Genomic DNA, 26,372 nt, shown 5'->3' with positions numbered 1-26,372 from the left:
GCCCTGCCCGGGGCGGGCCGCCTCCATCCAGTGAAGCGAAACCCCGTGAGCGACACCGCCGGCCGCCCCGACTGGTCGCGCATGAAGCCCGCCGACTTCGGCGTGAAAGCCAAGCCTGCCCAGGACGCGCTGTTCCACGTCGACGAGCAAGACGCCTGCGGCACCGACGCCCTGAACGGCTTGGGCTACGGCGCCACCCTGTGGGCTGACCAGGCCGAAAAGCACACTTGCTCACCACTCGGGAAGGCACTCAAGGCCCGAGACATTCGATGCTCACGCGAAGCGACGGCACTCCGGTAGATCGGCCCGATGAAAATACTGAACAAAAGCCAAAGGCTGCCCAATCTGCCGGCAGGCGTGGGCACCAGCCCCTCAGGGACCTCCAGCCTCCGGCCGTGGAAGCAGACCTGGAACCTCCAGATCCCCAGGACGGTGCCGGTGGCGAGGCACCGGCACCACCTGCGCGCCCGAACGGGAGACGGGAAAAACCTCCTCGCCCTGAACAATCGCGTCGCCTTCAGCCACAGCTGGACCACGACCAGCAACGACAAGGCGCGTGGCATTTGGGTGAATCAGGTGAGTGTGCCCAAACTGGGGTTCTGGCTCAACTTCTGGGGGCCGTTGGCCTTTATGGGGCCGTTCCCGGTGAGCCAGGGCGGTGGCCTGCATGGCGCCGGAGACGACCACGCCGCCGACGGGGATGACGACGCGGGCCTGGGTGGCGCTCACGAAGGTCTCGGCCACTCACTCCTGGTCACAACCACCGGATCCTCCGCGCCATCCGGGTCACGACCGCCCGATAGCCGACACCGACCGCGAGGGAGGCGAACAGAGCGGTGAGCGGGAAGCCGTCCTCGAGGTACGGATAGACCTGATAGTGCGTCAGGTAGATGTAGAGCGTAGAGCTCGCCAGGACACCCACGAGCGCGTTGACCGGGGCGAGGCTGGGCAGCGTCGGCACCCAGATCAACAGCACCAGACCGGCGATCACGATGGCAGTGCGCAACGGCTGGTCCTGGAACAGGCCCGGCACGGTGAGCAGCAGCGTCGCCGTCAACAGGGCCCGCTGCCCGGCCGTGCAGGCCCGCGCTGCCGCCCACCCCAGCGCGAACAGCCAGAAGACCACGGTGGGGCTCAGATGAGGGCGGACGGGCTCCAGGCCCAACAGGTCGTAGCGGCCGATCAGGCCGATTCCCATGAGAATCAGCGGCACCCCGAAGGCGTACCGTCGCTCCAGCCGGTCCAGCAGCGGTATGGCCAGGAGGACGGCGAGGACCACCAGGAAGTGGACCAGGGCCTCCACGAACCAGTAGGCCCACTCGAAACGGTCGGTCGCCTGGCCGAACAGGCTGTTGAGCAGCAGGGCGTTGGCCGGTTCGTAGAAGTCGGTCAGTACCACCGCGCAGGTGATCCACACCATGCTCGGTACGGCGATACGGGCGATGCTGCGCCACAGGCGCCGTAGGCGCTCGCGGCGCCCGGCGTCGGTGAGTTGGAAACGGGCGAAGTTGTAGCCCGCGACACCGAGGAGGACGTGGGCGAAGCCCTTGACGTCGAAGAGCGCGTGCGGGCGGACGTGCGGGCAGCGCTGCGGGTCACGGACGCGACGGCCGTGCTCGTCACCCACGACCAGCAGGAGGCCCTGTCCACCGCCGACCTCGTCGCCGTCGTATGCGACGGCGAGGTCGCCCAGTGCGACACCCCGCAGAACCTCTACCGGCGTCCCGCCGACCCCTGGGTCGCCCGCTTCGTCGGTGAAGCCGTACTGCTCCCCGGCACCGTCGACGACGACGGCACGGCCCTGACCCCGCTCGGTTCCGTGCCCCTCACCGCCCCCTCGAACGGACTCCGGGCCGGCACGATCCTGCTCCGCCCCGAACAACTCCAACTGACCGCCCCGGACTCCGACGACGCGGCCCGGGGCACGGTCACCGACGTCCGCTACTACGGCCACGACGCCATAGTCACCGTGGCCGTCGAGGGCCACGACACCCCAGTCGACATCCGGATCGCGGGCCCAGTGCCGATACGCCCCGGGGAGAACACGGGCGTCCGCGTCATGGGCGAGGCAGCCCTCTACCCGTGACTCCGGGCCGCCCGGACACCAGGGCGCCGACGGCAGATGCACGACATCATCACGACCGCCGCTCCGGACCTCACGCCCAAGCTCTGGTACGGGATGCCCGCCTACGCCAGAGACGGCAAGGTCATCTGCCACTTGCAGAGCGCGCAGAAATTCAAGTCGAGGTACGCCCAGGGCTGATGCGTTCTCACTCGGCGAGACGTGATGATTGCGGGTGTCTGAGGCGGGACGGGCGGGTCGTCCGGGCTGGAGATGGCGAACGCGACCTCTGATGATCAAGGTTCTCGAAGCGATCACGAACAGGGTCGCGTTCGCGTGTCATCCTCCCTGATCGGTGTCCTGCAGCGCCACTGCGGGATCACCGATCCGCGCCGCCCGCCCGAGGAACTCACCTCGCTCAGCGAGACGTTGGACCAGCTCCCGGATCCGAGGCGGGTACGGGGTCGCCGCTCCTCCTCTTTTCACCCTAAGGAAGCAATCAAGTTCTACGGGGGGTGTTGATGTCCCAGGGCTGCCGCAAAGTCCTGCGCGTAGACGTTTCCGCTGATGAGAGGCACGTGCCTGGACAGAGCTGATGTGTTCTCATGTTTCAAGATCGAGTGGTTGGAGTGCGTGGTCGGTCGGTGATCGGTAGTGGTCGGTTGCGGCGGCGATGTTCGTCACTCCAATAACACCGCGACATGGACGAACGGCACCTACACATTCATCGTGAGCACCACGGATCAGGACCTCCACGAAGCCGAACTCCTGAAGATCGCCAAACAACTCACCCCGTGAAACCCGAGGTCACCACCGCCAACTCTGCAGCTCGACCCTGGCAAGTGGGCCATGTTCCAGGCGGTGGGAAAGTCCGTCCATGTCCTCAAACGCCAGGCCAGAGCGATGCGGCGCCATGCGGGTGAGTCGCTGCCCGCTGGACGGCGGGATGCTGCATGACGGGGCAACCCCGCAGCCAGGAATGCGTCGCCACGAGGTCTGCCACCCGATGGCCAGCACAGCTAAAGAAGCCGTTGTCGTACCGATCATGGTGGACATCGGTTCGATTGAGGCGACTCGGTCGGGTGATCTCCAGCCAGTGCGCGCATGAAGGCAGGGCCTCCTGATCAGCTCGGGATTGTCGAAGTCCGAACGAGCCAGCCGGCTCATCGCCACCAGGGCCAACCGCAGTGTGGACACCGACGACAGCGGCGACGCCGCGCTCGCCAAGTCCGTTCGCCGGCGTCGTCTGAAGGCCCAGCGGCCGGCCGCGCGATCGTCTTCACCGGTGAACGGCTTGGTCAGGTAGTCGTCCGCGGCCCTGCAGCAGACGTACGAGGATGCCCTTCACCGGTGCCTCATCGACCCCGTTTCGGCCTCGGACGCTGTCCGTGACCGACCACTGTTGTCCGGTGTTGACTGCCCCAACTGGCACGCATCTGGCACGGGGCCGACAGCGCCGCCTCGGCGTGCCTGTTGGCCTCGCGCGCAGTGCAGCGTGATCGAATAGGGCATGGCATCGTCCTGGACCGGTAGGCGGGTGCGCCTACGCGCTATTGAGCCCGATGACTGGACGGCGTTCGCGCGCTTCGCGGACGATGACGGGCGGCGAGTGGGCCGGTTGGATCTGCCGCGGTCCGCCGAAAGCTATCGTGCCTGGGCGAAGGAGCAGGCCGTTGCCGAGTGCGATGACGACCGTTTCCGGTTGGCGGTCGAAACGACGGCCACGGGGGACCTGGTTGGCGCGGTCGGCTCACATCGCACCGGTCGTTGTCCGGGCTGGTTCGAGTTCGATGTCGTGATCGGCGCCGGCCACCGGCGCAAGGGCTACGCGGCGGAAGCCGTGGTGCTGTTGCTGCGCTTCATGTTCGCCGAGCGGCGCTATCACAAGTGTCTGGCGGCGGTCTTGGCCCCCAACGAGGCGTCGTTGGCACTTTTTCGTCGGCTCGGCTTCACCGAGGAGGGGCGCTTGCGTGAACACGTTTTCTTCGCCGGCGGGCATCACGACCTCGTCATGATGGGCATGCTCGCCGACGAGTTCGACCAGCGACACACGATGAGCGAGCCGTGAGCAGGTCGTCCGGGCGTGTGCGGACCGGTACTCGGACTTCATCGACGTTCGCTGTTGGCGGGTGTAGGCGGTCTGTCGCCGAAAGCGGGGCTGTCCTCAGCCGCGCACGGTGGTACGCAGGTGCAGGCCGGGGGTTGCGAGACCGAGGGGGGTAGCGGGTTGTTGTCGAATGCAGAGTCGGCCGGGCCGTCCGCGGCGCGACCTTGCAACTGCCCTCGGCTGCCGCGTCAACCGTCACCCTGCTCGATGTCCAGATGGATCGGACCCCGAAGAACGGGGCTGGGCCGGTACGGCGGCGGGTCGGCGACCAGCCTGGGGCGGTCGAGCCGGCGTACCAACTCGGTCAGCGCGATCTGGGTTTCCCGCCGGGCCAGCGGGCCGCCGAAACATAGGTGGATGCCGCTGCCGAGCCCCAGGTGCTGGTTGTCACGGCGATCCGGGTCGAAGCGGTCCGGATCGTGGAAGCGCTTCGGATCGCGGCTGCCTGAGGCCAGCATGAGCATGATCTGCGAGCCCTGGGGGATGACGGTGTCGGCGACGGTGACGTCGCTGTACGCCGCCCGCCAGGGAATGATGTGCACGGGGGGCTCGTAGCGCAGCAGTTCCTCGACCAGCGGCACGACGAGGTCCGGTTCGTCGCGCAGTCGCTGCAGCACCTGCGGGTGGCGCAGCAGCGTCAGCATGCCGTTGGTGATGAGGTTGACGATGGTCTCATGGCCGGCGATGAGGAGCAGTCTGGCGGTGGCGACGATTTCGGCGTCGGCCATCCGACCGTCGGGCCCGTCGTCGTTGGCCAGCCGTGACAGCAGGCCGTCTCCCGGCCGGCCGTGGCGCTGTTCCACCAGCTCGCCGAGGCACTGGCACAAGTCCTTGCGGGCTTGTACGCCCTTGTCCAGTTTCTCCTTCGGGTCGGTCTTGGGGTTGTAGTCGATCGAGTTCATGATGTCGGTCACCCAGAGGTGGAACCTCGGCTCGTCCTCGCGTGGCACGCCGAGCAAGTGACAGATCACGGTTACGGGGAACGGGAAGGCGAAATCGTCGACGACGTCGATCTGCTCCTTGCCCGCCAAATCGTCGATCAGGCTGCCGACGGTGGCGGTCAGGAAGCCTTCAAGTCCGGTCACCAGCCCAGGGGTGTGCGGGGGGCCGAAGTGACGCATCGCCATACGCCGCAGGCGATCGTGCTCGGGCGAGTCCATGTGGATGAACGACGACGTGGCCTCTCCCTCGGCTGGGGGCATCGGACGCGACAGATTGCGCACGTCGGAACTCAGATGCGGGTCATTCAGTATGTCCGTGATCTCGCGATAGGTACTGATGACGTAGCTGCCGTCCTCCTGCCGAGCCACCGGCGTCTTGCGCAACTCGGCATACAGCGGGTAGGGGTCGGCCCGGGCGGAGTAGTCGAAGATCCGTTGCAGCGTGCCGGGCGTCCCGGTCGTCGTCTGGCCTTCCTCCTGCCGATGCTGGTGCACGGCCGTGACGCGGCGCTCACCCGGGTCATGGCCTGTGACCACCACCGTGGCGCCCTGAGCGAGCAGGGCGGGGCCGGGGAAGTCGACGGGCACCGGTTTCATGTCGACCGGCTGGTCCGGCGTGGGGCAGGGGGGCGGGAAAGGTGCGGCCGTCTCGATCAGCCGTCGGTAGTGGTCCAGCCACTTACCGTTGTTGAAGCTCACGGCAGCCGTGACCCGGCCCCGATAGCCATATGCGGTGACGAAACGGTGGTCGTCCAGCGATCCCTGGGTGACGACCACCTCGTCGGCGAAGGTCGGCACGCCGACGGACTTGATGTTGACGCCGAACTGGATCGACCAGAACAGCGGGATGGACAGGTGGGGCCAGCAGTCCGCCTGGGCACTGACCATGTTGTGTGCTGCGACCTCTGCCTGCTCCACGGCGTTGGCCCAGTGCTCCAGTGAGATGAGCCGGTATTCGTAGATGGGGTTCGGGCAACGTGCCACGTCTCCCGCGGCGAAGACGTCGTCGGTGACGCGGCCATTGATGTCGAGGGCGCGGCAGCCCGTGTCACAGGTGATTCCCCACACGCCCGCCGCCAGTCCCGACTCCCGCAGCCACTCGGTGTTGCGGATGCTCCCGAGTGCCACCACCGCCACATCAGCGTCGACCGTACTGCCGTCGTCGAAGTGAGCACGGCGAAACCGTCCCTGCGCATCGCCCTCAAGCCGGGCGACCTTGACACCGCACCGCAGGTCGACGCCGTGAGTACGCTGCATGTCGGCCGCAACCTCGCCGATCATGGCGCCGAGCGCCCCGACCAGCGGGGCCGGCGCGAGTTCGGCGACGGTCACCGGGATATCCCGCTCGCGGCAGATGGAGGCGATCTCGGAGCCGGTGAATCCCGCACCGATGACCAGCACACGGGAGGGCCCGGCGGCGAGGGCCCGCTGCAGGCTCTCGGCATGCTCGCGCGTACGTACGACGAACACTCCGTCCAGGGCCGCCTCGGACTCGACGAACCACGGCCGGGCCCGTACCCCGGTAGAGATCAGCACCCGGTCGAAGGGAACCTCGCGTCCGTCGGCGAGACGCACGTGGTTCGTCGCGAGGTCCAGCCCGCTGGCGGGCATGCCCAGCAGCCACTCCGCATCGATGCCACGACGGCGGGGCAAAGTGGTGCCCCCGGCCGGCACCCAGCCGGTCAGTACTTGCTTGGACAGGGGAGGCCGGTCGTAGGGCTCGCCCAACTCGTCACCGATCATGGTCAACGATCCGGTGAAACCCTCGTCTCGCAGAGCCTCCGCGGCCCGCAGCCCCGCCAGCGAAGCCCCGACAACCACGATGCGGCCATCGCGCTTGAACGCACGCAGGTTGTCGGCACTGGTCATGACGGCGACGCCTCCGCCGGTGCGTGCCGCGCCTCCAACTGGTCGACCAGGATCGCCTGGACCGGGCAGGCCGCCGCGGCGCGCAGCACCTGGTCGCGCTGGGCGTCGTCGGGGTTCGGGGCGTACATGAGCGCTTCCTCACCGTGCATCCGGAACGCGTCCGGAGCCAGGAACGCGCACTGCGCATACCCCTTACATCGGGAAAGATCAACGACAACTTTCACCCCGACCTCCACAGGGAGTGGGAGCTACAGACCCTCAAGCCAGCGCCACTCCGCGCGCAACGAGGGAGGATCCGGCCGCTGCCCACCCCTCGAAGTGCGAGGGGGTGCACCGCGCTCGTCGGGTCTCCACGGAAAGAATTGATCATCGCGGCTAAGGCGATCGGCGCCTGACTAGGGACGTATCCCTAGTTGCGGCTGCATTTGGTTACGCAAGCGACGCTCTTTTGGATTGCCGTTTCGACGAAAACCGTGTAGCACGGTGCGCCGGAATACCGTCACAGAATCAGCGTAACAGCGGCACCGATACCGGCGAGTCCCATGGCCCGGGAGACGAACGCCTGACATCCAACGTTGACATCAACGACGCTGGACAGCGGCGTACCTTGGTAGAAAACCAGCGTACGCGGCACGGCAGCGAGACGCCGAGTCTGCAGAGGTCGGATCGAACTCCTAAAGCAATTGCGGGAACACGTTTTCTTCGCCGGCCGGCACCACGACCTCGTCATGATGGGCATGCTCGCCAACGAGTTCGACCAGCGACACACGATGAGCGAACCATGAGCCGGTCATCCAAGCGTCTGCGGAACGGCACTCGAACTTGCTCAACATTCGCTGTTCGCGGGCCGAGGCGGCCTGCCACCGAAAACAGGACTGCCCTCAGCCGCGCACGGTGGCACGCAGGCGCAGGCCGGCGGTTGCGAGACCTTCGAAGGTGGTGACCCGGTAGCCGGGTTCCGGTCCGGGCGGCTCGCTCACGTGGTAGCAGCGGGCGGTCTGCGCAGTCAGGAGCGTCAGCATCGCCATGGCCAGAGCGGCTCCCTCGCAGCCATGCGGCCCGGTACCGAAGGCGAGGAAGACGCCGGGTTTCGCTGGCGAGCCCGAATCGTCGAGCCAGCGCTCGGGCCGGAATCGGTCCGGCTCGGGGTGTTCCCGTGCGTCGCGGTGGGCGGTGTAGGGGCAGACGAGAACGGTGGACCCGGCGTCGATGGTGTAGTCGGCGAGCTGAGTCTGCCGCGTGGCGCGCCGGGTCAGTAGCCAACTCGGGGGGTGCAGTCGGAGCACCTCGCGTACCACTGCCTGGGTGTATTGCAGGCTGTCGAGGTGGGTACTGGTCGTCGCGGCCGGGTCCGCGGGCAGCAAGGCGGCTTCGGCCGCGACCCGGCCCGCTGCCCGGGGGTACCGGGCCAGGTGGAGCAGAATCCATCCGGCTGCCCGGGAAGGTGTCTCGAAGGTGGCGACGGTGATTCCGGGGAGAGTGTCGAGGACGGCCTCCTCCGACAGTAGGCCGTAGCGAGGGGAGGGCCGGAGCATCTGTCCCAGCACGTCGTCACCGAACCGGCCCGATGAACGGCGCCGGCGGACGATGGGCCGCACAGCGTCGGTGAAGGCGACTTGCTGCCGTGTGCGGAACCGCCGTGCCGGTGTGGGGACCCAGCGCGGCCATACCCAGCGCGTGGGGCGCACGAGCACCTCCCGGGCCACGAAGAGCTGCCACGCGAAGGGCAACAGCGTGGGAGCGTCTTCGGAGAAGAGGTAGCGCACGCCGATCTCTGCCAGGACGGGCCGGACCAGGGGCAGAATCTCGACGTCCAGGCCCGTGGGCCACTGGTCGACAAATCGAGCGGTCCCGGGTGCGATCTCACCGACCCGGGCCGCAACGGCCTGCGGACGCAGTCCGTGCATGCGGGCGGCGCGAGCGTGCACACGCTCCGCGGGCGTCGGCGCGCCGCTGGACCGCTTCAACGACGGGAAGAGGGGCGAGGACGGCTTGGGGAAGTCCTGCGCGCGGTGCAGGACTGCTTCACACGGCCCGGCCGTAGCGGCTACGTAGACACCCGGCTCCAGCTGCCAGACGTCCCCGCACTCGTCAGCGCCACGGCGCGCCAGTGCCAGCCGGTCGCGGCTCCAGGCCGCGAAGCTGCCTTCGGGCAACCGCGGCGGCTCATTCACTCGGCCCATGAGATCGCCCCTGACTTCTCGTACCTGTCAGGCCGATGTCGTCGGCACCATGGCCGGGAGCCGGCGGGAGCCCGGGGGCGCCCGCCGACCGTGCGGTCACATCCTGTCGTCGCCGGTGTGCGTGCCCCAGTCGTGGGCGCCGTACGCACCGTAGTTGCGGGTGAAGGACAACTTGCCGAGCAGCTTGGCGATCATGGCGCACTCCTCTCGCCTGCCTTCAGCGCCATGTGTTATAGGTGCAATTTTTTCACACATGCCCTATATGTCACCTTCAGGGCGTCAGCCGCACGTATGGAGATAAGGAGCGTGCCTGCGGGCCGGGCCCGCAGCCGGCCAACGTCGCCCCGGTGCTGAAGGTCGGCGCCGCCCCCGGCCGCGAGGTGCGGCGGCGCCGGGCACCTCAAGACCGGCGGCACCAACGCCCCGAAGGAACGGAACGGCTTTCGCGCGAACCTGTCACCTCGCGCCTCGGAAAGGCGGCGGGTTGGCGAGCTGTGACCACTGCCGATAGCGGCCGACGACGGCACCGAACCGGCGCCGTCCGCCTACAGGCCGGGCGCCCGGTAGCCGTCCAGGTACCAGAACGCCGCCGAGTACCAGACCAGGGCGATCACCGTGACGAGCGCGCCACCGGCGAGCGGGAGCGCCCAGCCCGGCCAACGGCGGTGGCGCACTACGACGACCTTGGCGACGACGGCCCCGTAGAGAAAACAGCCGGCGAGCGAGTGCAGCGCCTCGCGGGTCCCGGTCAGGCTGACGCCGTAGGCGATGATGCACTGCTGGGCGATCGGGACAGAGAACAGGAAAGCGACCATACCGATCAGGCGGTGCACGGTGGGCACCGGGCGCGGCGCGGCGCGCAGACCGGGCAGCCGGCCGTACATCCACAGCGCGAGGAGCAGTTGGATCAGCGCCAGGCCCAGCAGAGCGCTGCCCAGCTGGGCCTTGAGCAGGATGACGGCGTGGCCGTGCACCCCGAAGAGGCTGCGCCGGTACTCCGGGATGTGTACCCGTCCGTACCAGATGAGGCCGCCGGTCACCGCCAAGGGCAGCAGCAGCCCCAGGAGCTGCCGCGATTCGGTGCGCGGGGCGAGGCATGGCATGTGATCAGCCGCCCACGCCGTCGCCCTCGTCGCCCCGAGGAGCGCCGGCCCGAGTGGACGCAGAGCGCGGCGGGCCGGTGATCAGGAAGCCGGCGAGCGAGGTCACGGCGCCGACAGCCTCGGCGATCGCGCTGGCGGTCCTCTTCGGCCACCAGGCCGGCTCGTACATGTTCGGCAGCGGACCGAGAGCGCCCACGTTCACGTACCGATAGAGCAGCACGGCGCCCAGGGCGGAGACGGACACCAGGAAGGCGAACGCCCACACCGGCCGCCGGCGACCGAGGAGCAGGACCAGCAGCGCGGCCAGGGACGCCACGGCGGCTTCGAGGCGGAACAGCGCTCCCTGGCTGATCTGCTGCCCGACACGATCGAAGGCGTGGGCGAGGTCGGCGTGCACGTAGGCGTTCACCGCCAGGGCGGCTGCGGTCACCACTTGGAGCAGCACACGGGCGACCGTGTGGCGGCGCGGGCGGTCGCCGGGTCCGGCAGCCATCGCTACTGCCCGGTCGCGCTTGCTGCGGCACTGCCGGGCGCTGAGGACGCCGGGCCGTTCCCCCCGACCCGGAGGTGGGTGTCCATCCAGAGTTCCTTGTGCTTGTCGATGGGACTCGGACTCCCGGTCGGGGCCGGGGCCGAACCGCTGGAGCACTCAGTGGCAGCGGTCAGGGCGCGGGCGCCACGCGGGGATTCGAAAACGTGCACGACCATGTTTCGGGGCCTCCCTTCCGCGACGAGACTGGCCCAAGTTTCCGATCACGCCAACGCCAACACTCGCCCCGCGCGGGCCATCACCCAGTCAGGCGAGGATGTGCCCGGGGCACGCCCCAGATCCTTGGACAGCAGCGCGGTGCCGACCTGGTTGTCGTGGGCGCCGGCGGTCATCACCACGACCGCGATGATCAGCCCTGTCGCGCAGGTCGTAGTGCTCACCCCAGGTAGGGACGCTCCCGGTGCTCAAGGAAGTGGGTGAGTCGGAGTCGTTGTGTGTGGTGGATCGGCAGCGAGTCCAGCTCGGTGGGATCGACGAAGCGTAGGTCCGTGGACTCGTCGGAGATCGCCAGTATCCCGCCCACCACTTGTGCGGTGAAGCAGATATTGAACTGCTGCCGCACCTCTTCGTCCGTTTAGGCGATCACGTGGCCGAGGATCGGATCACGTCCACCGCTACGCCGCGACGGCCTCACGCGCCGGGTGGTGGCACCGCCTCCTGCCGCGTCGGCCGGCCGGGTCTTCGCTGCAGCCCGAGCGACCTGCAGCGCCACCCGGGCCAGGTCGACACCGGACAGCGCGGGGGCCAGGTCCTCGCTCATGCGTACTCCTCCCAGGGACGGTCGATCACCACGCGCGCTGCCAGGGCCTGACGGCGCGCTACGGGCCCAATGCCCAGGTCGTTTAGCGCTACTTTCAGGCGATCGAGCATCAAAACCGCTAGCCTGTCCTCAGCGGCCCAGGTAGGGTGGCCGCGTAGACGGTCGGAGGCCCTACCCCCAGCGGGGTAGGGCTTCTTTGCGTCGCAAGGGCCGTGCGCTGGAGGCGCTTTCGCCCCCGGCGCTGAGCTGGAGGACCGCCCGGCTGGGGCCGGGACAACCCGCCGGCGGGGCCCTTATGGGTCCCAGATGGGTCCGGAAGGACAGTGAAACCCCGTGAATGATCATCACGGCCCGGACACCCCTATACCTGCTGACCTGCGCAGACGAGGAAAACGGGGACGCTCAGGGAAGTCCGGGGCACCGTTCTGGCGAGCTGGAACATCGTGGGACCGCGGTTCCGGTCCACCCACCTCCAGCTCGACGAAGTGGTGGCGGCGGCCCGCGAGTTCGCCGACACGGTCGCGGAGCGCACCACGGCGCTCGGCCTGCCGCCGGACGGACGCCCGGAGACGATCGCCTCGGCCTTCACGCTGCCCGGCCCCAAGGACGGCTGGGTAAGGGACACGGAGGTCGTCGCGGTCATGGTCGAGTCCCTGGAGGCGGCCATCAAGCGGCTGCGCGAGCGCATCGACGCGACGGAGAAGCCCGACCCGGTCACCCAGGACCTGCTGATCACGATCACGGCCGAACTGGAGAAGCAGCACTGGATGTTCGCTGCCGAGAACGTGAACGAGCGCGACTGAGCACCGCACGGCGGCGGGCCGGCCGGGCCGGCGTACGCACCGCCGTCACCCGAGCGGCCCCGTCCCGCGGCGGCGGGCATGCGGGGCGGGAGCGCCGCGCCTAACGTCGAAACCGCACACCAATGGCGGTGTCCGGGACGGCCCCAACGCCGTCCGAGGGTGCCGGTTCGGCGTGGGAGGCCGGTCATCCAATGAGACTCACCGAAGCACGGCGCCGCGATCGGGACCCGGACCGGCCACTGCTCGTCAGCAGATGGCATGAGACGGCGGACCGGCATCTGACCGCGCAGCGACGGTCGTTACTGATCACGTGGATCTCCTTCGGAGTCACCTTCGGCACCGTCCGCGTCATCACGCACGGCATCCGGGGCGGCTGGCTGCCCTGGGGCAACATCTCCGCCGGTGGCGAGCACCTGCACCACTACAACATCGGCATCGCCACCCTCGCCGGCGTGGGCCTGATCGCCGTACGCGGTGACGAACGCGCGGTCGGGCACCCCGCCGTCGCGGCCGCCTACGGCTGCGGCACCGCCCTCATCTGCGACGAGTTCGCACTCCTGCTGGATCTCAAGGACGTCTACTGGGCCAAGCAGGGCCGGATCAGCGTCGATGTCTCCCTCGGAGTGCTCTCCGTGCTGGGCGCCTACCTGACGGCGAAGCCGTTCTGGCACGAGATCGGCCGTGTCACCCGGCACCACATCGTCGCGGCGGCCGCACGCCATGGCGGCGCCAACGCCTGATTCCCGCACCGCCCACCACGGCCAGGCCGCCGTCATGCACGCCGCGCGGGCGGTCGCCCCACCGTGAGGAGCAAGGCATGAGCCCAGCCGAGCGCCAGGAGCGCGGCACCGAGGCCTCCGGGCAGGACCCCGCACCGCAGCAGTGCGGGGTCGCGGACCGGCCCGTGCGGCCCCAGGCGGCGGGAGCGGGGCGGTCCGCGATACGCATGCGGATATCGCGGGCCGATCCCTGGTCGGTGATGACGACGAGTTGTCTGGTGCTGCTGGGACTCGGTGCCTGCGTGCTCGTCACCATGGTGCTCGTCTGGGCCATGCTCACCGCGATGGACCCGGAAGCCTGGCCCTCCTTCGGCTGGACGCTCGTCATCGCCGCCGGTGTCGTCACCCTGGAGGTCGTCCTGGGTACGGCCATGGCGACCCTGGGCGCGGTCCTCTACAACATGTCCTCGAAGTACGCCGGGGGTGTCCATCTGACGCTGGCAGAGGACGCGGCGGCCGCCTCCGATCTCCGGCCCGATTTCCGGCCCGATCTGCTGCCGGACGTCGGCGGGGTGTTCCACCGCCTCCAGGACCGCCTGGGATTTCCGCCGCCCGGCTGCGGAGCGCGCTACGTCGAGTTCGTCGACCGCTGCGGCGACGCGTGGCGGCGGCTGCGCGGCCGCGTCGGCGGCGGGCGGATCACTCGGCAGGACAGTCGGTACGACACTCGGCAGGACAAGGACAGCCGGCCCGGCCCGGACGACGGCCACGACCAGGACGACCGCGACCGCAGGGACCGGGACGACCCGGACACCCGGGTCGAGGAGACCACTCCCGGCTGACGGCCCGGGCTCCCGGCTGACGGCCTGGACTCCCCTCTGCCGACGGCCAGGACTCCCCCGGCTCCGGGCACCCGACAGGCACCCGGCGGTCAGCCGCCGAGGCCGGGCGGCAGGTGCAGCAGGCGCGCGATGGTGCGCAGTACCCCGTTGTCGTTGTTGGAGGGGGCCAGGTGGCGGGCCCGGCCGATGACCTCGGGATGGGCGTTGGCCATGGCGAACGACCACTCGGCGGCGTCCAGCATCTCCAGGTCGTTGAGGTAGTCGCCGAACACCAGGGTCTGGGCGGGCGTGATCCTCAGATCCCGCTGGAGCCGGCGCAGCGCGGCGCCCTTGTCGGCGGTGCGGTTCATCACGTCGACCCAGTGCTTGCCCGAGACGACGACCTGGTGGGTGGCGGCGAACCGCGCCAGCGCCGGGGCGGTGGTCCGCTCGGCCGACCCGAAGTCGAACAGGGCCACCTTGATGATGTCGTCGTCGACGGCCGCCGCGTCCGGCACGATCCGGTGCCGTACGTAGTACTTGCGGACCTCGGCCAGGAAGGCCTCGTCGGTCCGCTCCACATAGGCCGACCGCTTGCCGCAGACCACGGCGCCCACGTCCACGCCCTGGGCGACGAGTTCCCGTACGGCTCCGACGAGGCGGGCCGCGACGGCCGGGTCAAGAGGGTCTGAGCTCAGCTCCATTCCGTCCCGGACGACGTACGTGCCGTTCTCCGCGATGAACACCATGCCCTCGTCGTGGCCGGCGAACTGCTCGGCCAGCGTCGCGTACTGACGGCCGCTCGCGGGGCTGAACAGCACACCGCGGCGGCGCAGCTCGGCCAGGGTCGGCCACAGTCCGGCCGGGAGCCGCTTGGCGTCGTCCAGGAGCGTGCCGTCCATGTCGGTGACGATCAGCCGTATGCCGGCGGGGCCGGTGACGGTTTCCGGGGCGGGTTCGGGGGTGGTGAGCAGGGGCGAGGGTGTGCTGGGCATGTCCGTTTTCCGTGGCGGGCGCGGCGGGCGCGTCCGGGGTGGTGGGGCGCCGGCTCCGTTGCCGTGCGCGAGGGGTGCGGTGGTCGACGCCGTACCGACTCCGGGACGTCGCCGGCCGGGGCGGCCGGGCCGTGCCTCCGCGGTGGCGCCACGGTCCCGCCAGCCTACCGGGGCCTCCTGGCAGGGGTTTCCGTCCCGACCAGGTCCGGGGCCGCCCGGGGCCCGGGTCCGGCGGTCTCCCCGGCCGGCCGGGTTCGGCCGATTCCCGGACACGGTGATCACCGGGCGGCACAATGGCGACGTCGGCCGCGGCCGGCCGCGGGCAGGGCGCGACCACGGCCACGACCGTCACGAGACGGCACGCGACAAACCAGGAGTGCAGACGTGAGCGAGAGCCACACCCCGCCGGACGGGTCGGCGAGGCTGAACACCGCGGTGGCGCACAACGCGCGCGTGTGGAACTACTGGGTCGGCGGCAAGGACAACTACGAGGTCGACCAGCAGGTCGGCGAGCACGTCGCCGGGATGTTCCCGGTGATCCGGGACGTGGCCCGCGCCGACCGCGAGTTCCTCGGACGTGCGGTCCGCCATCTGACCGCCGAGCGCGGGGTGCGCCAGTTCCTCGACGTCGGCACCGGGCTGCCGACGGTCGACAACACCCACGACACAGCCCAGCGGATCGCCCCGGACGCGCGGATCGTGTACGTCGACAACGACCCGGTCGTCCTCGCGCACGCCCGCACGCTGCTGACCAGCACCCCCGAGGGCGCCACCGCCTACATCGAGGCCGATGTGCACGCCCCGGAGGCCATCGTCGAGCGTGCCTCCGCGACCCTCGACTTCGGCCGGCCCGTCGCGGTGATGATGCTGGGCATCCTGAACTTCGTGCTGGACACCGACCAGGCGCGCGACATCGTCCGCCGTGTCATGGCGGCCATCCCCTCGGGCAGTTTCCTGGTGCTGACGCACCCCACCTACGACGCCGACCTCGGCGGCGAGGGCAACGTCCCGGCGATGGAGTTCTGGAACGCCAACGCCACACCGCCGATCACCGCCCGCTCCCGTTCCGAGGTGGCCACCTTCCTCGAGGGCCTGGATCTGGTCGAGCCGGGCCTGGTGCCGTGCTCGTGGTGGCGCCCGGACGGCGACTCCCCCGCCGCGGTACCGCAGTTCGGCGCGGTCGCCGTGAAACCCTGACGCGGGCGGTACCCGGCCGCCGGTTCGCCCGAGCCCGTCGAGGAGGACTATGACCACCCTTGCCGACCCCGTCCCCGGCGGGCGTCCCGGCGACGTCGAACGGGCCACCGCGCTCAGCGGCGAACTCGCCGGGCGAGGCGTGCACGGAGTCGTCCTGGCCTACGTCGACACCGCGGGGATCGCCCGGGTCAAGACGGTACCGACGGCCAAGCTCCCCTCGGCGGCGGCCTGGGGGGTGGGCATGTCCCCGGTGTTCGACACCTTCCTGGCGCACGACTCGATCGTCACCACCGACGTCCTCGGCTCCCCCGACGGCGATCTGCGGCTCTACCCCGACCTCGACCACCTGGTGGTCCTGTCCGGGCAGCCCGGCTGGGCCTGGGCCCCGGTCGACCGGATCACGCAGGAGGGTGAACGCCACCCCGGGTGCAGCCGTACGTTCCTGCGCAGGATCACCGCCGACGCCGAGCGGCACCACGGCCTCACCTTCAAGGCGGCCATCGAGGTCGAGTGGGCCGTGGGCCAAGGACACGCGTCCGGCGGCGGGTTCGAGCCTGCGGTGTCGGGTCCGGCGTACGGGGCCGTCCGGCAGGTGGAGCTGAGCGACTGCGCCGCCGACCTGCTGGCGGCCCTCGCGGAGCAGGGCGTGGACGTGGACCAGTTCCACCCCGAGTACGCGGCCGGGCAGTTCGAGGTGTCCGTCGGCGCGCTGGACCCGGTGGCGGCGGCCGACCGCAGCGTGCTGGTGCGGCAGACCGTGCGGGCCGTGGCCCGGCGGCACGGGCTGAAGGTCTCCTTCGCGCCGGCGGTCCTGGCGCGGGGCGTGGGCAACGGCGGCCATGTCCACCTCTCGGCCTGGCGCGACGGGACCAACCTGCATTCCGGGGGCGACGGCCGCTACGGCATGACGGCCGAGGCCGAGTCCTTCACGGCCGGTCTCCTCGCCCATCTGCCCGCGCTGACGGCGGTGGCCGCGCCGAGCCCGTCCAGCTATCTCAGGCTCAAGCCCTCCCAGTGGGCCGGGGTGTTCACCGCCTGGGGCCGGGAGACCCGCGAGGCCGCGCTGCGCGTGGTCACCGGGACCCGGGGGCAGGGCGCGCGGGCGGCCAACCTGGAGGTCAAACCGGTCGACCTCGCGGCCAACCCGTACCTGGCGCTGGGCTGCCTGATCGCCGCCGGGCTGGACGGGACGGCGTCGTCCACGCCCCTGCCCGAGGAGATCACCGGGGACCCGGCCCGGTTCGGCGAGGCGGAGGCGGCGGCCCGTGGCGTACGGCGCCTGCCGGTCTCGCTGGCGGAGGCGGTCGCCGCGTTCCGCGGGGACGACCTGCTGCGCACCGCTCTCGGACCGGTCCTCGCCGACGCGGTCACCGCCGTGCGGCAGGGCGAGATCGCGGCCGTCGAGGGGCTGGACGACGAGCAGGTCGCGGCGGCGTACCGCTGGACGTACTGATGAGCTCGTCGACCGGGGCCGGAGGGGTCCAAGAGGCGCTGGCGGAGCTGCCGCTCGTGGACCACCACTGCCACGGCGTCGTCACCGCCGACCTGGACCGGACCGGCTTCGAGTCCCTGCTCACCGAGGGCGAGGTGTGGCCCGGCAGCGGCATCTCGCCGTTCGACAGCCCGGTCGGTGTGGCCGTGCGCCGGCACTGCGCGCCGGTCCTGGACCTGCCGCGCCACGCGCCCGCCGAGGCGTACCTGGACCGCCGGGCCGAGTTGGGCGCGGCGGAGGTCAACCGGCGCTTCCTCGGCGCCTGCGGCACGGCCGTGTTCTGCGTCGACACCGGCTTCGCTCCCGAGCCCGGCACCACCCCGCTGGAGCTGGCCGGCGCCGCGGGCGGCGGCGCGGTGGCGTACGAGGTCGTACGGCTGGAGCGCGTCGCGGAGGCCGTGGCGGCCGGAGGCGTCGAGCCCGGCGAGTACGGCGCCGCCTTCCGTGCGGCCGCGCAGGACGCCGTGCGGCGGCCGGGCGTGGTCGCGGTGAAGTCGGTGGCCGCCTACCGCACCGGCTTCGACCTGGACCCGGCACGCCCCTCGCGGGAGGAGGTCGCTCGGGCGGCGGCCGGCTGGCTCGCGCGCGCGGGCGACCGTCTCGACGACCCGGTGCTCGTACGGCATCTGCTGTGGACGGCCGTCGACCTCGGTCTGCCCCTCCAGTTGCACACCGGGTTCGGCGACGGCGACCTCCGCCTGCACCGCGCGGACCCCGCCCTTCTGACCGACTGGCTGCACCTGACCGCCGGCACGATCCCGGTCCTGCTGCTGCACTGCTGGCCCTACCAGCGCCAGGCCGCCTATCTGGCCGCCGTGTTCGAGCGGGTGTACCTCGACGTCGGCCTGACGCTGCACCACGTGGGTCCCGCCCGGGCCCGGGCGGTCCTGGCCGAGGCCCTGGAGATCACGCCGTTCCGCAAGCTGCTCTACAGCTCCGACGCCTACGGTGTGGCCGAGTTCCACCACCTGGGCGCGGTGGCCTTCCGGCTGGGACTGGCCGGGCTGCTGCGGGAGCGGGTGGACGCCGACGAGCTGAGCCCGGCGGACGCGCTGCGGATCGCCCGCTGGGCGGGGCGGGACAACGCCCGGCGTGTCTACGGATTCACCGACCTCACCGACCTCGACGCCCCCGCTGACCCCACCGATCTCCCTGCCACCGACCTCCCCCGTTGAGCACCACTGAAAGTATGATCAAGCGATGTCTGACATGACCGAAACCACGCCCGGTTGGCTGACCACGGACGAGCTGGAGTCGGCACGCGCCCGCATGCCGATCCTGTACGTCGAGGCGGTGCCGGTGCGCGTCGACGACAGCGGCGAAGTGACCAGCATCGGCGTGCTGCTGCGCATCGGACCGGACGGAACGGTCAACCGGACTCTGGTCTCCGGCCGGGTGCTGCACCACGAGCGCGTGCGAGACGCCCTGCTGCGCCATCTGGAGAAGGACCTCGGCCCGGTGGCGCTGCCCCGCGTGCCGGCGTCCCTGCAGCCGTTCACCGTCGCCGAGTACTTCCCGACGGCCGGCATCACGCCGTACCACGACCCGCGTCAGCACGCCGTTTCGCTGGCCTACATCGTGCCGGTCGCCGGTGACTGCCGTCCCCGGCAGGACGCGCTGGACCTGGTGTGGTTCAGCCCGCAGGAGGCGGCCTCCGCAGCGCTGCAGAGCGAGATGCCGGGCGGGCACGGGGTGCTGCTCAAGCAGGCGCTGGCCCACGTGGGTCACGCGTACTGACGGGCGCCACGAAGGGCGCCTCCGGTGTCACCGGCGGCGCCCTCCCCGGCACGGCCGGCTATCCGGCGGTCGCACGGGCCGCCGGGGCCGGGCGGCGGTCCTCCTTGGTCACGAGGTGGTCGGCCGGCCCGTCCGGGTCGAGGAGCCGGCCCAGCCGGCCCGGCACGTCGAAGCCGACGAGGACCACGACGATCATCGTCCCGGCGAAGGTGAGGACGGCCAGCGCGTGGCCCAGGTCCATGCCGGAGGCGAGGCGGGCGCCGAGGACGGGGGCCACGGCGCCGCCCAGGGCGCCCACGTTGTAGGTGAAGCCCAGCGCGGCGGCCCGGGTGTGGGTCGGGAAGTGTCCGCCGATGTACCGGGGCAGCAGGCCGGAGATGCCGAAGCTGGTGGCCTGGAGCACGAACAGCAGCACGCCGAGCAGCGGCAGGCTGTCGCGCACCGCGAAGACCGGGAAGACGAAGGCCAGTGAGGCCAGCAGTGTGAAGGCGTACGCCTTCCTGGTGCCGATCCGGTCGCCCATGAACCCGGCCAGCCAGCAGCCGGCCATCGTGCCGAAGCCGGCGTAGTAGAGCGCGTCGGTGACCTGGCCGGCGTCGTAGCCCAGGTCGGTCTTCAGATAGGTGGGCAGCAGCGCCTGGATGGGCCAGGAGTACAGGAACGCGAAGAAGATCGTGACGATCATCGACACGTACAGCAGCCAGCCGCGGCGGCCGCCCAGCTGCACGGCGAAGGCGATCAGGCAGACTCCGGCGAGCACCGACAGCACCGGTACGAGACCGTCGCCGAGCGGGGTGAAGACGGCGAAGAGCGAGACGGTGGCCGCCACCGCGAGCACCACGTTGACGGTGGCCCTGGACCGGGTGGTGAACAGCGGGCGGAAGGGGTTGGGCCGCTGCTCGCGCTCGGCGACCGAGGCCTTCCAGTCGGCGGCCTCGGGCAGCGCGCGGCGCATCCACAGCGCGACCAGGACGGGGATCAGGCCGAGGTAGAACATCCAGCGCCAGCCGAGCGACGGCACGACCCACTTGTAGACCTGGGCGGCCAGCACCGTGCCGACGGAGTAGCCGGAGATCAGGAAGCCGCTGGCCCGGTTGCGCATGTGCACCGGCCAGCTCTCCATCACGTAGGTGGCGCTGGACGAGTATTCGCCGGCCATGCCCATGCCGATGGCGAGCCGGGCGACGAACAGGCTGGTGTAGTCCCAGGCGAATCCGCAGGCGAAGGTGCCCAGGGAGTACAGCAGGATGCTGACCACCATCGACAGCTTCCGCCCGAAGCGGTCACCGAGCGCACCGAGGAGCGCGCCGCCGAGCCACCGCGTGATGAACGCGGCGGAGACCAGGCTCGCCGCCTGGACGGTGTCGAGGTGGAAGTCGGCGCTGATCTCGGTGAGGACCAGGGTGATCAGGACGAAGTCGAAGCCGTCGAGGACGTAGCCGATCCAGGCGGCGAAGAACGACTTCCACTGACTGCGGCCCACCTGGCGGAACCAGGGCGGCTTGGATGGCGCGGTGAGGTGCACGGTTGCTCCAGGATGCCGGACGGACTCGTCGCCGAGCACCGTCGGAAGGTAAAGGCGCCTCTATCGACGTGTGAGGTGCGTCGCGAAGCGGTGGGTGAGGGCGGTCGGGGCGGTGATGGCGGTGCCGACGACCACGCTGTGGGCGCCCCGGGCGAGCGCCTCGGCCGCCTCCTCGGGGGTGCCGATCCGTCCCTCGGCGACGACCGGGGAGCCGGTCGCGCGGGCGAGGGCGGCGACCAGTTCCAGGTCGGGGCCGGACTGGCGCGGGGAGCCGGGCGCGTATCCCGACAGGGTGGTGGAGACGAAGTCGGCGCCCTGCCGGGCGGCGAGCATGCCTTCCTCCAGCGTGGCGACGTCCGCCATGACCAGGGCGCCCGCGGAGTGCACGGCGGTCACGAGGTCGGCGAAGGAGCCGCCGTCCGGGCGCGGGCGCGCCGTGGCGTCCGCGGCGACCACGTGGGCGCCGGCCTCGGCGACGGCGAGGGCGTGGCGCACGGTCGGGGTGATGTAGACGCCGGTGTCGCCGTCCTTCCACAGCCCGATCACGGGCAGGGTGACGGCGGCGGCGACGGCGGCCACCACCTCGGGACCGTTGACGCGGACGGCCGCGGCGCCGCCGGCCTCGGCGGAGCGCGCCAGCCGGACCAGGGTCGCGGTGTCGCGCATCGGGTCGCCCTCGGGAGCCTGGCAGGAGACGATCAGCCGGCCGGCGACGGCGGCTACGGGCGAGGGGGTCGTGGTCATCGAGGTCCTTCCGAGGAGTGCGGGGGCAGGGTGCGGGTGAGCAGGGCCGCCCCCAGTACGGCCGCGTCGGATCCGAGGCGCGGCGGCACCGGGCGCAGCCGGCGCAGGGGGGCCATCAGCTCGGCGCGGAAGGCGTCGGTCAGCGCGGACCAGTACAGGTCGCCGATCCGTGGTACGCCGCCGCCGATCACGACGCGGTCCGGGCCGAGCACGTTGGCCAGGCCCCCGACGGCGCTTCCCGTGGCCCGCGCCCCGGTGGTGATCGCCTGCCGTGCGGCGACGTCGCCCGCGGCGGCGCGTTCCGCCACGGTCTGGAGGCGGTCGGCCGTCCGGCCGCTCAGGCGCTCGTACAGCGCGGTGATCGCGGGTCCCGAGGCGATCGCCTCGAGGTGGCCGCTGCCGCCGCAGGTGCAGGGCAGGCCCGTGGCCTCGGGGCTCGGCACATGGCCCAGGTGGCCCGCGATGCCGGCGCTGCCGTGCAGCATCCGGCCGTCCACCGCGACAGCGCCGCCGACTCCGGTGCCCACGGCGACGTAGACGAGGGAGGCGGACGGGCCGTCGGTCTCGGCGAGTTCGGTGGCGGCCGTGGCGCGCACGTCGTTGTCGCAGGCGACCGGCAGCCCCGTACGGTCGGACAGGCCCGCGGCCAGCGCGGTGCCGGCCCATCCGGTGATGGAGTCGGTGGCGCTGGTGACGGTGCCGGTGCGCGGGTCCACGACACCGGCGGCGGCGACTCCGATCGCCCGGGCGCCGCCGTCCACCTCGCGGGCCGCGGCGGCGAGCGCGTCGAGCACGGCCCGCGCACCCGCCCGCGCCGGTGTCGGGCGGGTGTGCCGGCGCAGCACCGTGCCGTCCGGGCCGACCAGGGCGGCCGCGATCTTGGTGCCGCCCAGGTCGAGTCCGATGACGGGAGCGGTGCCGGGGGCCGGGGTCCGCGTCATCGGACCGGGGTGAGCCCGGCGGCGCGCAGCCGCGCGTCGACTTCGGCGACGGGTGCGGCGCCCAGCTGGATCTGCGGGAAGGCGGTGTCGCCGCAGTCGATGACGCCCAGCAGGCGCAGCGCCGCCTTGAACGCGCCCAGCGCGGAGGAGCTGCGGCCCATCTCGGTCTCGGGGCCCGCGTCGACCATGGCGAACAGGCCGGTGAGCCGCTCCTGCTCCTTGACGGCCGACGACCAGTCGCCGGCCCGGGCCGCCTCGTAGAGCCGGACGTAGCCGGCGGGGTCGACGTTGCCCAGGCCGGGGACGACGCCGTCGGCGCCGGCCAGCAGCGCCGCGTCGACGGTCAGTTCGGAGCCGGTGAGGACGGAGAAGGCGGGCACGGGTCCCTCGGCACGGCCCTGGCGTCCGCCGAGTGCGACGAGCAGGCGGCGCAGGGAGCCCTCGTCGCCGCTGCTGTCCTTGAGGCCGGCCAGGGTGCCGTCGGCGGCCAGTTCGAGGATCAGGGCGGTCGACAGCTTGCTGTGCACGGAGACCGGCAGGTCGTAGGCGAACAGCGGCAGGTCCACCGTCTGGCGGATCCGGCGGAAGTGGGCGGCGATCTCCCGGGGGTGGGTGCGGGTGTAGAAGGGCGCGGTGACCACCAGCGCGTCCGCGCCGAGCCGGGCCGCCTCGCGGGCGTGGTCGAGGACGCGGGGGGTGGTGGTGTCGATGACGCCCGCGAGGACCGGTACCCGTCCGTCGACCGCGTTGACCACCGTCTCCAGGGCGGTGCCCCGCTGCTCGTCGGTGAGGTAGGCGACCTCGCTGGTCGAGCCGAGGGCGAAGAGCCCGTGGACGCCGCCGTCGAGCAGGTGCTCGACCAGCCGGGCCAGGGAGGCCGTGTCGACCTCGCCGTGGGCGTCGAGCGGGGTGCACACGGGCGGGACGACTCCGCGCAGGGATGCGGTCAGAGGCATGGGGGCTTCTCCATGGGCTGGAAGACGGAACTGCTGATCGCGGCCGGCTACTCCACGAAAGGGACGTCAGATGTCTGACGTCTGAACAATAAGACGCAGCCGCCCGGGTCGGTCAAGAGGGGGATGGCTCACACTCTCGATTCCGACCCGGGCGGCAAGTCCCGACGAGGGGAACGACGTCCGGGGCCCGCCGGTACGGGCGGGCCGCTCCGGTGACCGGTCAGGCGGTGCGCTCGACCTCGCCCACCGCGCCCCGGCCCGCCTGCGCCTGAGCCTCCGCCAGCCGCCTGCGCACCGGCGCGTAGTGGCCGGAGAGGGCGTGCACGAACCCCTCGACATCCCCCTGCCTGGCCGCCCGCACGATGGCGCGGTGGTCGGCGATGGTGCCCGCCTCGGCCTCCTCGGAGATGCCCTCCAACTGCGGCGCGACGATGGCGTAGACGTCCCAGAAGGCCAGCGAGAGCTGACTGACCAGCTCGTTCTGGAGCGGTTCCATCAGCCGCTCGTGGAAGGCCCGGTCGCATTCCGCGAAGCCGTGGTCGTCGTGGGCGCCGCGACGGTCCATCTCGTCGACGAGGGTGTCGAGGGCGTCGAGATCCTCGGACCCGAGCGTCGCCATGATGCGTGCGGCCATGCCGCGTTCGATCAGCTCGCGCACCTCGACCAGCTCGGACAGGATCCGGAAGTCGTCCTTGGGGCTGAGCAGACCACGGAAGGCCAGGCCCTCCACCAGCGCGGACAGGCTCAGCCGGCCGACATACGTGCCATGACCGCGCCGCACCTCGACGATGTCCAGCACCGCCAGGGTCTTCACGGCCTCGCGGACGCTGGACCTGCTGGCACCGAGGGCGGTGCACAGTTCCGCCTCCGACGGCAGCGGGTCTCCCGGCTTGAGGTGATTGTCGAGGATGTAGCTCTTGATCGCCTCCGAGACCTCCTGACGCAGTGACGGCCTGACCGCCGCCCGGACCTCTTGCGGACGCGACGAATTCACCTCTTGACCCCTTCTGCTCAATGAAGCTACCTTCACAGCCTATCAAGGTCGGACATCAGACGTCTGATGTCACAACCCCAATTCTTCTTCCGTTTCCCCGCGTTGTGCCGCCCCTGGAGGGACCTCACGTGTCGTACAAGACGCCCGTCGGCATGGATCGTCGCAGATTCCTGCGCTACGCGAGCGCCCTCGGGGCCGCCTCGGCCCTGACCGCCTCGATCTCCGCTTGCAGCGGCCCGGCCTCGACCGGCTCGAACACCGGCGCGAGCGGCGGAGGAGGCACGGACACCATCGAGACGGGCATCTCCTACGCGCTCTCGACCGGCTTCGACCCGATGATCGCCTCCGGCGCCACCCCGATCGCGGCCAACCTGCACGTCTTCGAGGGACTGGTGGACCTGGACCCGGTCACGCTCCAGGCCCGGCCCGGCCTGGCCACCGCGCTGCCCGTCAAGGTGAACGCCACCACCTACCGCGCCACCCTGCGCGAGGGCGCCACCTTCCACGACGGCTCCGACGTCACCTCCGAGGACGTCGTGTACAGCTTCGAGCGGATCCTCGACGAGAAGAACGCGTCCCTGATGGCGCAGTTCCTGCCGTTCCTCGACTCGGTCAAGGCGGTCGACGCCAAGACGGTCGAGTTCAAGCTGAAGTACCCCTTCGCGCTGTTCCCCGGCCGCGTCTCGGTCACCAAGATCGTTCCGAAGAAGCTGGTGGAGGCGGACCAGAAGGGCTTCGACGCCCTGCCCGTGGGCTCGGGCCCCTACCGGATGGTCTCGGCGACCCGCGAGGACAAGATCGTCTTCGAGGCGTACGACAAGTACAACGGCAGCCATTCGGCCAAGGCCAAGAAGATGGTCTGGCGCCTGGTCTCCGACCCCGCCGCCCGGGTCAGCGCCATGGAGTCGGGCCGGGTGCAGGCCATCGAGGACGTGCCCTACCTGGACGTGGACCGCCTCGCCAGGAAGGCGAAGGTCGAGTCCGTGCAGTCCTTCGGCCTGCTCTTCCTGATGTTCAACTGCAAGCAGAAGCCCTTCGACGACAAGCGCGTGCGCCAGGCACTCCACTACGCGCTGGACACCGACAAGCTCATCACCACGGCCATGGCCGGCAACGGCTCGGCCGCCCGCAGCTACCTCCAGCCCACCCACCCCGACTTCCACCAGGCCGCCACGGTCTACGGACACGACCCGGCCAGGGCCAGGAAGCTGCTCGGCGAGGCCGGCGTCAAGAACCTCACGGTCACCCTGCTCACCACCGACACCGGCTGGGTCAAGGACGTGGCCCCGCTGGTCAAGGAGAGCTGGGACGCCATCGGCGTGAAGACCACGCTGAGCATCGGCCAGTCCTCCGCCCAGTACGCCAAGGTGGACGCCGGCTCCTACACGGTCCTGCTCGCCCCCGGCGACCCGTCCGTCTTCGGCAACGACGTCGACCTGCTGATGCGCTGGTACTACTCCGGACTGTGGCCCGAGAGCCGCTACGGCTGGGGCGGGACCGCCGCCTACAAGAAGGTCAACTCCCTGCTGGACAAGGCCGCCCAGGCCACCGACGAGGCCACGCGCAAGGACCTGTGGGGCCAGGCCGTCGACCTGGTCGCGGAGGAGGCCGCCCTCTACCCCGTCCTGCACCGCAAGCTGCCCACGGCCTGGAACGACAAGGCACTGAAGGGCTTCAAGCCCCTGCCGACCACGGGCCTGTCCCTCCTGGACGTCAGCCGCGCCTGACCCGCGTCTGACCCCGGAGCCGCGGGGGGCCCCCCGCCCCCCCCCCCGCGGCCGCCCCCCCCCCCCGCCCCCCCCCCCCCCAAGTCACCCCCCAGGTGGGCTTAGAGCCGCCGGCGCCGCGGGGGCGGGGGGGGAATCAGGGGGTG

General features: G+C 70.9%; 25 protein-coding genes and 3 pseudogenes. 12 read left to right on the top strand and 16 right to left on the bottom strand.

What is annotated here, in order from left to right:
- Positions 1-45 precede the first annotated feature (45 nt).
- Complete coding sequence (locus tag ACIQFZ_RS31970; protein ID WP_402692838.1) at positions 46-300, top strand: hypothetical protein; 255 nt, start codon at positions 46-48, stop codon at positions 298-300.
- A 454-nt stretch (positions 301-754) separates the two neighbouring features.
- Here ACIQFZ_RS31970 and ACIQFZ_RS31965 read toward each other — a convergent pair whose 3' ends face one another.
- Complete coding sequence (locus ACIQFZ_RS31965) at positions 755-1,627, bottom strand: acyltransferase family protein (protein ID WP_402692837.1); 873 nt, start codon at positions 1,625-1,627, stop codon at positions 755-757.
- On the opposite strand from ACIQFZ_RS31965, the gene ACIQFZ_RS31960 reads away from it, so the two are divergent.
- The 3 genes from ACIQFZ_RS31960 (at position 1,613) to ACIQFZ_RS31950 (ending at position 4,130) form a co-directional block, all read left to right on the top strand.
- Entirely contained in the window at positions 1,613-2,086 is a 474-nt protein-coding gene (locus ACIQFZ_RS31960) for a TOBE domain-containing protein (protein ID WP_365779353.1), read from the top strand. The genes ACIQFZ_RS31965 and ACIQFZ_RS31960 overlap by 15 nt on opposite strands.
- A 36-nt stretch (positions 2,087-2,122) precedes the next feature.
- Complete coding sequence (locus ACIQFZ_RS31955) at positions 2,123-2,263, top strand: hypothetical protein (protein ID WP_376651831.1); 141 nt, start codon at positions 2,123-2,125, stop codon at positions 2,261-2,263.
- Positions 2,264-3,572: 1,309 nt separating this feature from the next.
- On the top strand, positions 3,573-4,130 hold the full coding sequence (locus tag ACIQFZ_RS31950) for a GNAT family protein (RefSeq protein ID WP_365430819.1): 558 nt from the start codon (positions 3,573-3,575) through the stop codon (positions 4,128-4,130).
- A gap of 227 nt (positions 4,131-4,357) precedes the next feature.
- Here ACIQFZ_RS31950 and ACIQFZ_RS31945 read toward each other — a convergent pair whose 3' ends face one another.
- The 9 genes and pseudogenes from ACIQFZ_RS31945 to ACIQFZ_RS31905 form a co-directional block, all read right to left on the bottom strand.
- Positions 4,358-5,479: a cytochrome P450 gene (locus tag ACIQFZ_RS31945; RefSeq protein ID WP_383133092.1), complete on the bottom strand. Its 1,122-nt coding sequence runs from the start codon at positions 5,477-5,479 to the stop codon at positions 4,358-4,360.
- A gap of 129 nt (positions 5,480-5,608) precedes the next feature.
- Positions 5,609-6,979, bottom strand: a pseudogene (locus ACIQFZ_RS31940) (NAD(P)/FAD-dependent oxidoreductase); the annotation flags it as partial.
- A complete protein-coding gene (locus ACIQFZ_RS31935; protein WP_365430821.1) occupies positions 6,976-7,203 on the bottom strand; it encodes a ferredoxin in 228 nt (75 codons plus the stop codon). The pseudogene ACIQFZ_RS31940 and the gene ACIQFZ_RS31935, both read right to left, overlap by 4 nt.
- 657 nt (positions 7,204-7,860) lie before the next feature.
- A complete protein-coding gene (locus tag ACIQFZ_RS31930) occupies positions 7,861-9,135 on the bottom strand; it encodes a cytochrome P450 (protein WP_383059805.1) in 1,275 nt (424 codons plus the stop codon).
- Between the two features lie 572 nt (positions 9,136-9,707).
- Complete coding sequence (locus ACIQFZ_RS31925; RefSeq protein WP_402692836.1) at positions 9,708-10,265, bottom strand: DUF6529 family protein; 558 nt, start codon at positions 10,263-10,265, stop codon at positions 9,708-9,710.
- 4 nt (positions 10,266-10,269) lie between these two features.
- The gene (locus ACIQFZ_RS31920) at positions 10,270-10,758 is read right to left on the bottom strand and encodes a hypothetical protein (protein ID WP_402692835.1); all 489 of its coding nucleotides are present in this window, start codon (positions 10,756-10,758) and stop codon (positions 10,270-10,272) included.
- Positions 10,759-11,018: 260 nt separating this feature from the next.
- On the bottom strand, positions 11,019-11,195 hold the full coding sequence (locus ACIQFZ_RS31915) for a hypothetical protein (RefSeq protein WP_327241217.1): 177 nt from the start codon (positions 11,193-11,195) through the stop codon (positions 11,019-11,021).
- Positions 11,192-11,389 (bottom strand): annotated as a pseudogene (locus ACIQFZ_RS31910) (DNA mismatch repair protein MutT); the annotation flags it as partial. The gene ACIQFZ_RS31915 and the pseudogene ACIQFZ_RS31910, both read right to left, overlap by 4 nt.
- Positions 11,390-11,575 carry a hypothetical protein gene (locus ACIQFZ_RS31905; RefSeq protein WP_402692834.1) on the bottom strand — a complete coding sequence of 62 codons (186 nt, stop codon included), beginning with the start codon at positions 11,573-11,575 and terminating at the stop codon, positions 11,390-11,392.
- A gap of 428 nt (positions 11,576-12,003) precedes the next feature.
- Here ACIQFZ_RS31905 and ACIQFZ_RS31900 point away from each other — a divergent pair.
- The 3 genes and pseudogenes from ACIQFZ_RS31900 to ACIQFZ_RS31890 all read left to right on the top strand — a co-directional run.
- Positions 12,004-12,378, top strand: a pseudogene (locus ACIQFZ_RS31900) (Dps family protein); the annotation flags it as partial.
- 191 nt (positions 12,379-12,569) lie between these two features.
- Complete coding sequence (locus ACIQFZ_RS31895; RefSeq protein WP_402692833.1) at positions 12,570-13,118, top strand: hypothetical protein; 549 nt, start codon at positions 12,570-12,572, stop codon at positions 13,116-13,118.
- Positions 13,119-13,195: 77 nt separating this feature from the next.
- Positions 13,196-13,939 carry a DUF3566 domain-containing protein gene (locus ACIQFZ_RS31890; RefSeq protein WP_383059809.1) on the top strand — a complete coding sequence of 248 codons (744 nt, stop codon included), beginning with the start codon at positions 13,196-13,198 and terminating at the stop codon, positions 13,937-13,939.
- Positions 13,940-14,028: 89 nt separating this feature from the next.
- Here the strand turns inward: ACIQFZ_RS31890 and ACIQFZ_RS31885 are convergent, their stop codons facing one another.
- Positions 14,029-14,913, bottom strand: a complete 885-nt coding sequence (locus ACIQFZ_RS31885) for a Cof-type HAD-IIB family hydrolase (RefSeq protein WP_365430462.1) — start codon at positions 14,911-14,913, stop codon at positions 14,029-14,031.
- Positions 14,914-15,297: 384 nt separating this feature from the next.
- Between ACIQFZ_RS31885 and ACIQFZ_RS31880 the strand changes: the two genes are divergently transcribed.
- Genes ACIQFZ_RS31880 through ACIQFZ_RS31865 form a run of 4 tightly spaced genes read left to right on the top strand, consistent with a single transcriptional unit; the run spans position 15,298 to position 19,339 of the window.
- Positions 15,298-16,110, top strand: a complete 813-nt coding sequence (locus ACIQFZ_RS31880; protein WP_402692832.1) for an SAM-dependent methyltransferase — start codon at positions 15,298-15,300, stop codon at positions 16,108-16,110.
- A 49-nt stretch (positions 16,111-16,159) separates the two neighbouring features.
- Complete coding sequence (locus ACIQFZ_RS31875; protein WP_365430458.1) at positions 16,160-17,563, top strand: glutamine synthetase family protein; 1,404 nt, start codon at positions 16,160-16,162, stop codon at positions 17,561-17,563.
- Positions 17,563-18,777 carry an amidohydrolase family protein gene (locus tag ACIQFZ_RS31870; protein ID WP_402692831.1) on the top strand — a complete coding sequence of 405 codons (1,215 nt, stop codon included), beginning with the start codon at positions 17,563-17,565 and terminating at the stop codon, positions 18,775-18,777. The genes ACIQFZ_RS31875 and ACIQFZ_RS31870 overlap by 1 nt, the downstream gene beginning before the upstream one ends.
- Before the next feature lie 34 nt (positions 18,778-18,811).
- A complete protein-coding gene (locus ACIQFZ_RS31865) occupies positions 18,812-19,339 on the top strand; it encodes an NUDIX hydrolase family protein (RefSeq protein WP_365430470.1) in 528 nt (175 codons plus the stop codon).
- A 58-nt stretch (positions 19,340-19,397) separates the two neighbouring features.
- Here the strand turns inward: ACIQFZ_RS31865 and ACIQFZ_RS31860 are convergent, their stop codons facing one another.
- From ACIQFZ_RS31860 to ACIQFZ_RS31840, 5 genes are all read right to left on the bottom strand, one after another.
- Positions 19,398-20,864 (bottom strand): sialate:H+ symport family MFS transporter, encoded by a 1,467-nt coding sequence (locus ACIQFZ_RS31860; protein WP_402692860.1) that lies wholly within the window; start codon positions 20,862-20,864, stop codon positions 19,398-19,400.
- Between the two features lie 60 nt (positions 20,865-20,924).
- The gene (locus ACIQFZ_RS31855) at positions 20,925-21,608 is read right to left on the bottom strand and encodes an N-acetylmannosamine-6-phosphate 2-epimerase (RefSeq protein WP_402692830.1); all 684 of its coding nucleotides are present in this window, start codon (positions 21,606-21,608) and stop codon (positions 20,925-20,927) included.
- Complete coding sequence (locus tag ACIQFZ_RS31850) at positions 21,605-22,549, bottom strand: ROK family protein (RefSeq protein ID WP_402692829.1); 945 nt, start codon at positions 22,547-22,549, stop codon at positions 21,605-21,607. Before ACIQFZ_RS31850 ends, ACIQFZ_RS31855 begins: the two co-directional genes overlap by 4 nt.
- Positions 22,546-23,505: a dihydrodipicolinate synthase family protein gene (locus tag ACIQFZ_RS31845; RefSeq protein WP_376651815.1), complete on the bottom strand. Its 960-nt coding sequence runs from the start codon at positions 23,503-23,505 to the stop codon at positions 22,546-22,548. The genes ACIQFZ_RS31850 and ACIQFZ_RS31845 overlap by 4 nt, the downstream gene beginning before the upstream one ends.
- 220 nt (positions 23,506-23,725) lie before the next feature.
- Positions 23,726-24,499 (bottom strand): FCD domain-containing protein, encoded by a 774-nt coding sequence (locus ACIQFZ_RS31840; protein ID WP_365434848.1) that lies wholly within the window; start codon positions 24,497-24,499, stop codon positions 23,726-23,728.
- A gap of 152 nt (positions 24,500-24,651) precedes the next feature.
- On the opposite strand from ACIQFZ_RS31840, the gene ACIQFZ_RS31835 reads away from it, so the two are divergent.
- The gene (locus ACIQFZ_RS31835; protein WP_376651816.1) at positions 24,652-26,226 is read left to right on the top strand and encodes an ABC transporter substrate-binding protein; all 1,575 of its coding nucleotides are present in this window, start codon (positions 24,652-24,654) and stop codon (positions 26,224-26,226) included.
- Positions 26,227-26,372: the final 146 nt, after the last annotated feature.

Source organism: Streptomyces sp. NPDC093064, from assembly GCF_044754605.1.
Taxonomy (GTDB): domain Bacteria; phylum Actinomycetota; class Actinomycetes; order Streptomycetales; family Streptomycetaceae; genus Streptomyces.
This window is presented reverse-complemented; position numbering and strand designations above follow the sequence as displayed.

What these genes read in the sequence shown, in the direction of transcription:
- ACIQFZ_RS31850 (WP_402692829.1), bottom strand. Translation starts at nt 22,549, where the DNA reads ATGACGCGGACCCCGGCCCCCGGCACCGCTCCCGTCATCGGACTCGAC.
- ACIQFZ_RS31950 (WP_365430819.1), top strand. Translation starts at nt 3,573, where the DNA reads ATGGCATCGTCCTGGACCGGTAGGCGGGTGCGCCTACGCGCTATTGAG.
- ACIQFZ_RS31895 (WP_402692833.1), top strand. Translation starts at nt 12,570, where the DNA reads ATGAGACTCACCGAAGCACGGCGCCGCGATCGGGACCCGGACCGGCCA.
- ACIQFZ_RS31835 (WP_376651816.1), top strand. Translation starts at nt 24,652, where the DNA reads ATGGATCGTCGCAGATTCCTGCGCTACGCGAGCGCCCTCGGGGCCGCC.
- ACIQFZ_RS31855 (WP_402692830.1), bottom strand. Translation starts at nt 21,608, where the DNA reads ATGACCACGACCCCCTCGCCCGTAGCCGCCGTCGCCGGCCGGCTGATC.
- ACIQFZ_RS31865 (WP_365430470.1), top strand. Translation starts at nt 18,812, where the DNA reads ATGACCGAAACCACGCCCGGTTGGCTGACCACGGACGAGCTGGAGTCG.
- ACIQFZ_RS31905 (WP_402692834.1), bottom strand. Translation starts at nt 11,575, where the DNA reads ATGAGCGAGGACCTGGCCCCCGCGCTGTCCGGTGTCGACCTGGCCCGG.
- ACIQFZ_RS31955 (WP_376651831.1), top strand. Translation starts at nt 2,123, where the DNA reads ATGCACGACATCATCACGACCGCCGCTCCGGACCTCACGCCCAAGCTC.
- ACIQFZ_RS31885 (WP_365430462.1), bottom strand. Translation starts at nt 14,913, where the DNA reads ATGCCCAGCACACCCTCGCCCCTGCTCACCACCCCCGAACCCGCCCCG.
- ACIQFZ_RS31925 (WP_402692836.1), bottom strand. Translation starts at nt 10,265, where the DNA reads ATGCCATGCCTCGCCCCGCGCACCGAATCGCGGCAGCTCCTGGGGCTG.
- ACIQFZ_RS31920 (WP_402692835.1), bottom strand. Translation starts at nt 10,758, where the DNA reads ATGGCTGCCGGACCCGGCGACCGCCCGCGCCGCCACACGGTCGCCCGT.
- ACIQFZ_RS31890 (WP_383059809.1), top strand. Translation starts at nt 13,196, where the DNA reads ATGAGCCCAGCCGAGCGCCAGGAGCGCGGCACCGAGGCCTCCGGGCAG.
- ACIQFZ_RS31870 (WP_402692831.1), top strand. Translation starts at nt 17,563, where the DNA reads ATGAGCTCGTCGACCGGGGCCGGAGGGGTCCAAGAGGCGCTGGCGGAG.
- ACIQFZ_RS31875 (WP_365430458.1), top strand. Translation starts at nt 16,160, where the DNA reads ATGACCACCCTTGCCGACCCCGTCCCCGGCGGGCGTCCCGGCGACGTC.
- ACIQFZ_RS31845 (WP_376651815.1), bottom strand. Translation starts at nt 23,505, where the DNA reads ATGCCTCTGACCGCATCCCTGCGCGGAGTCGTCCCGCCCGTGTGCACC.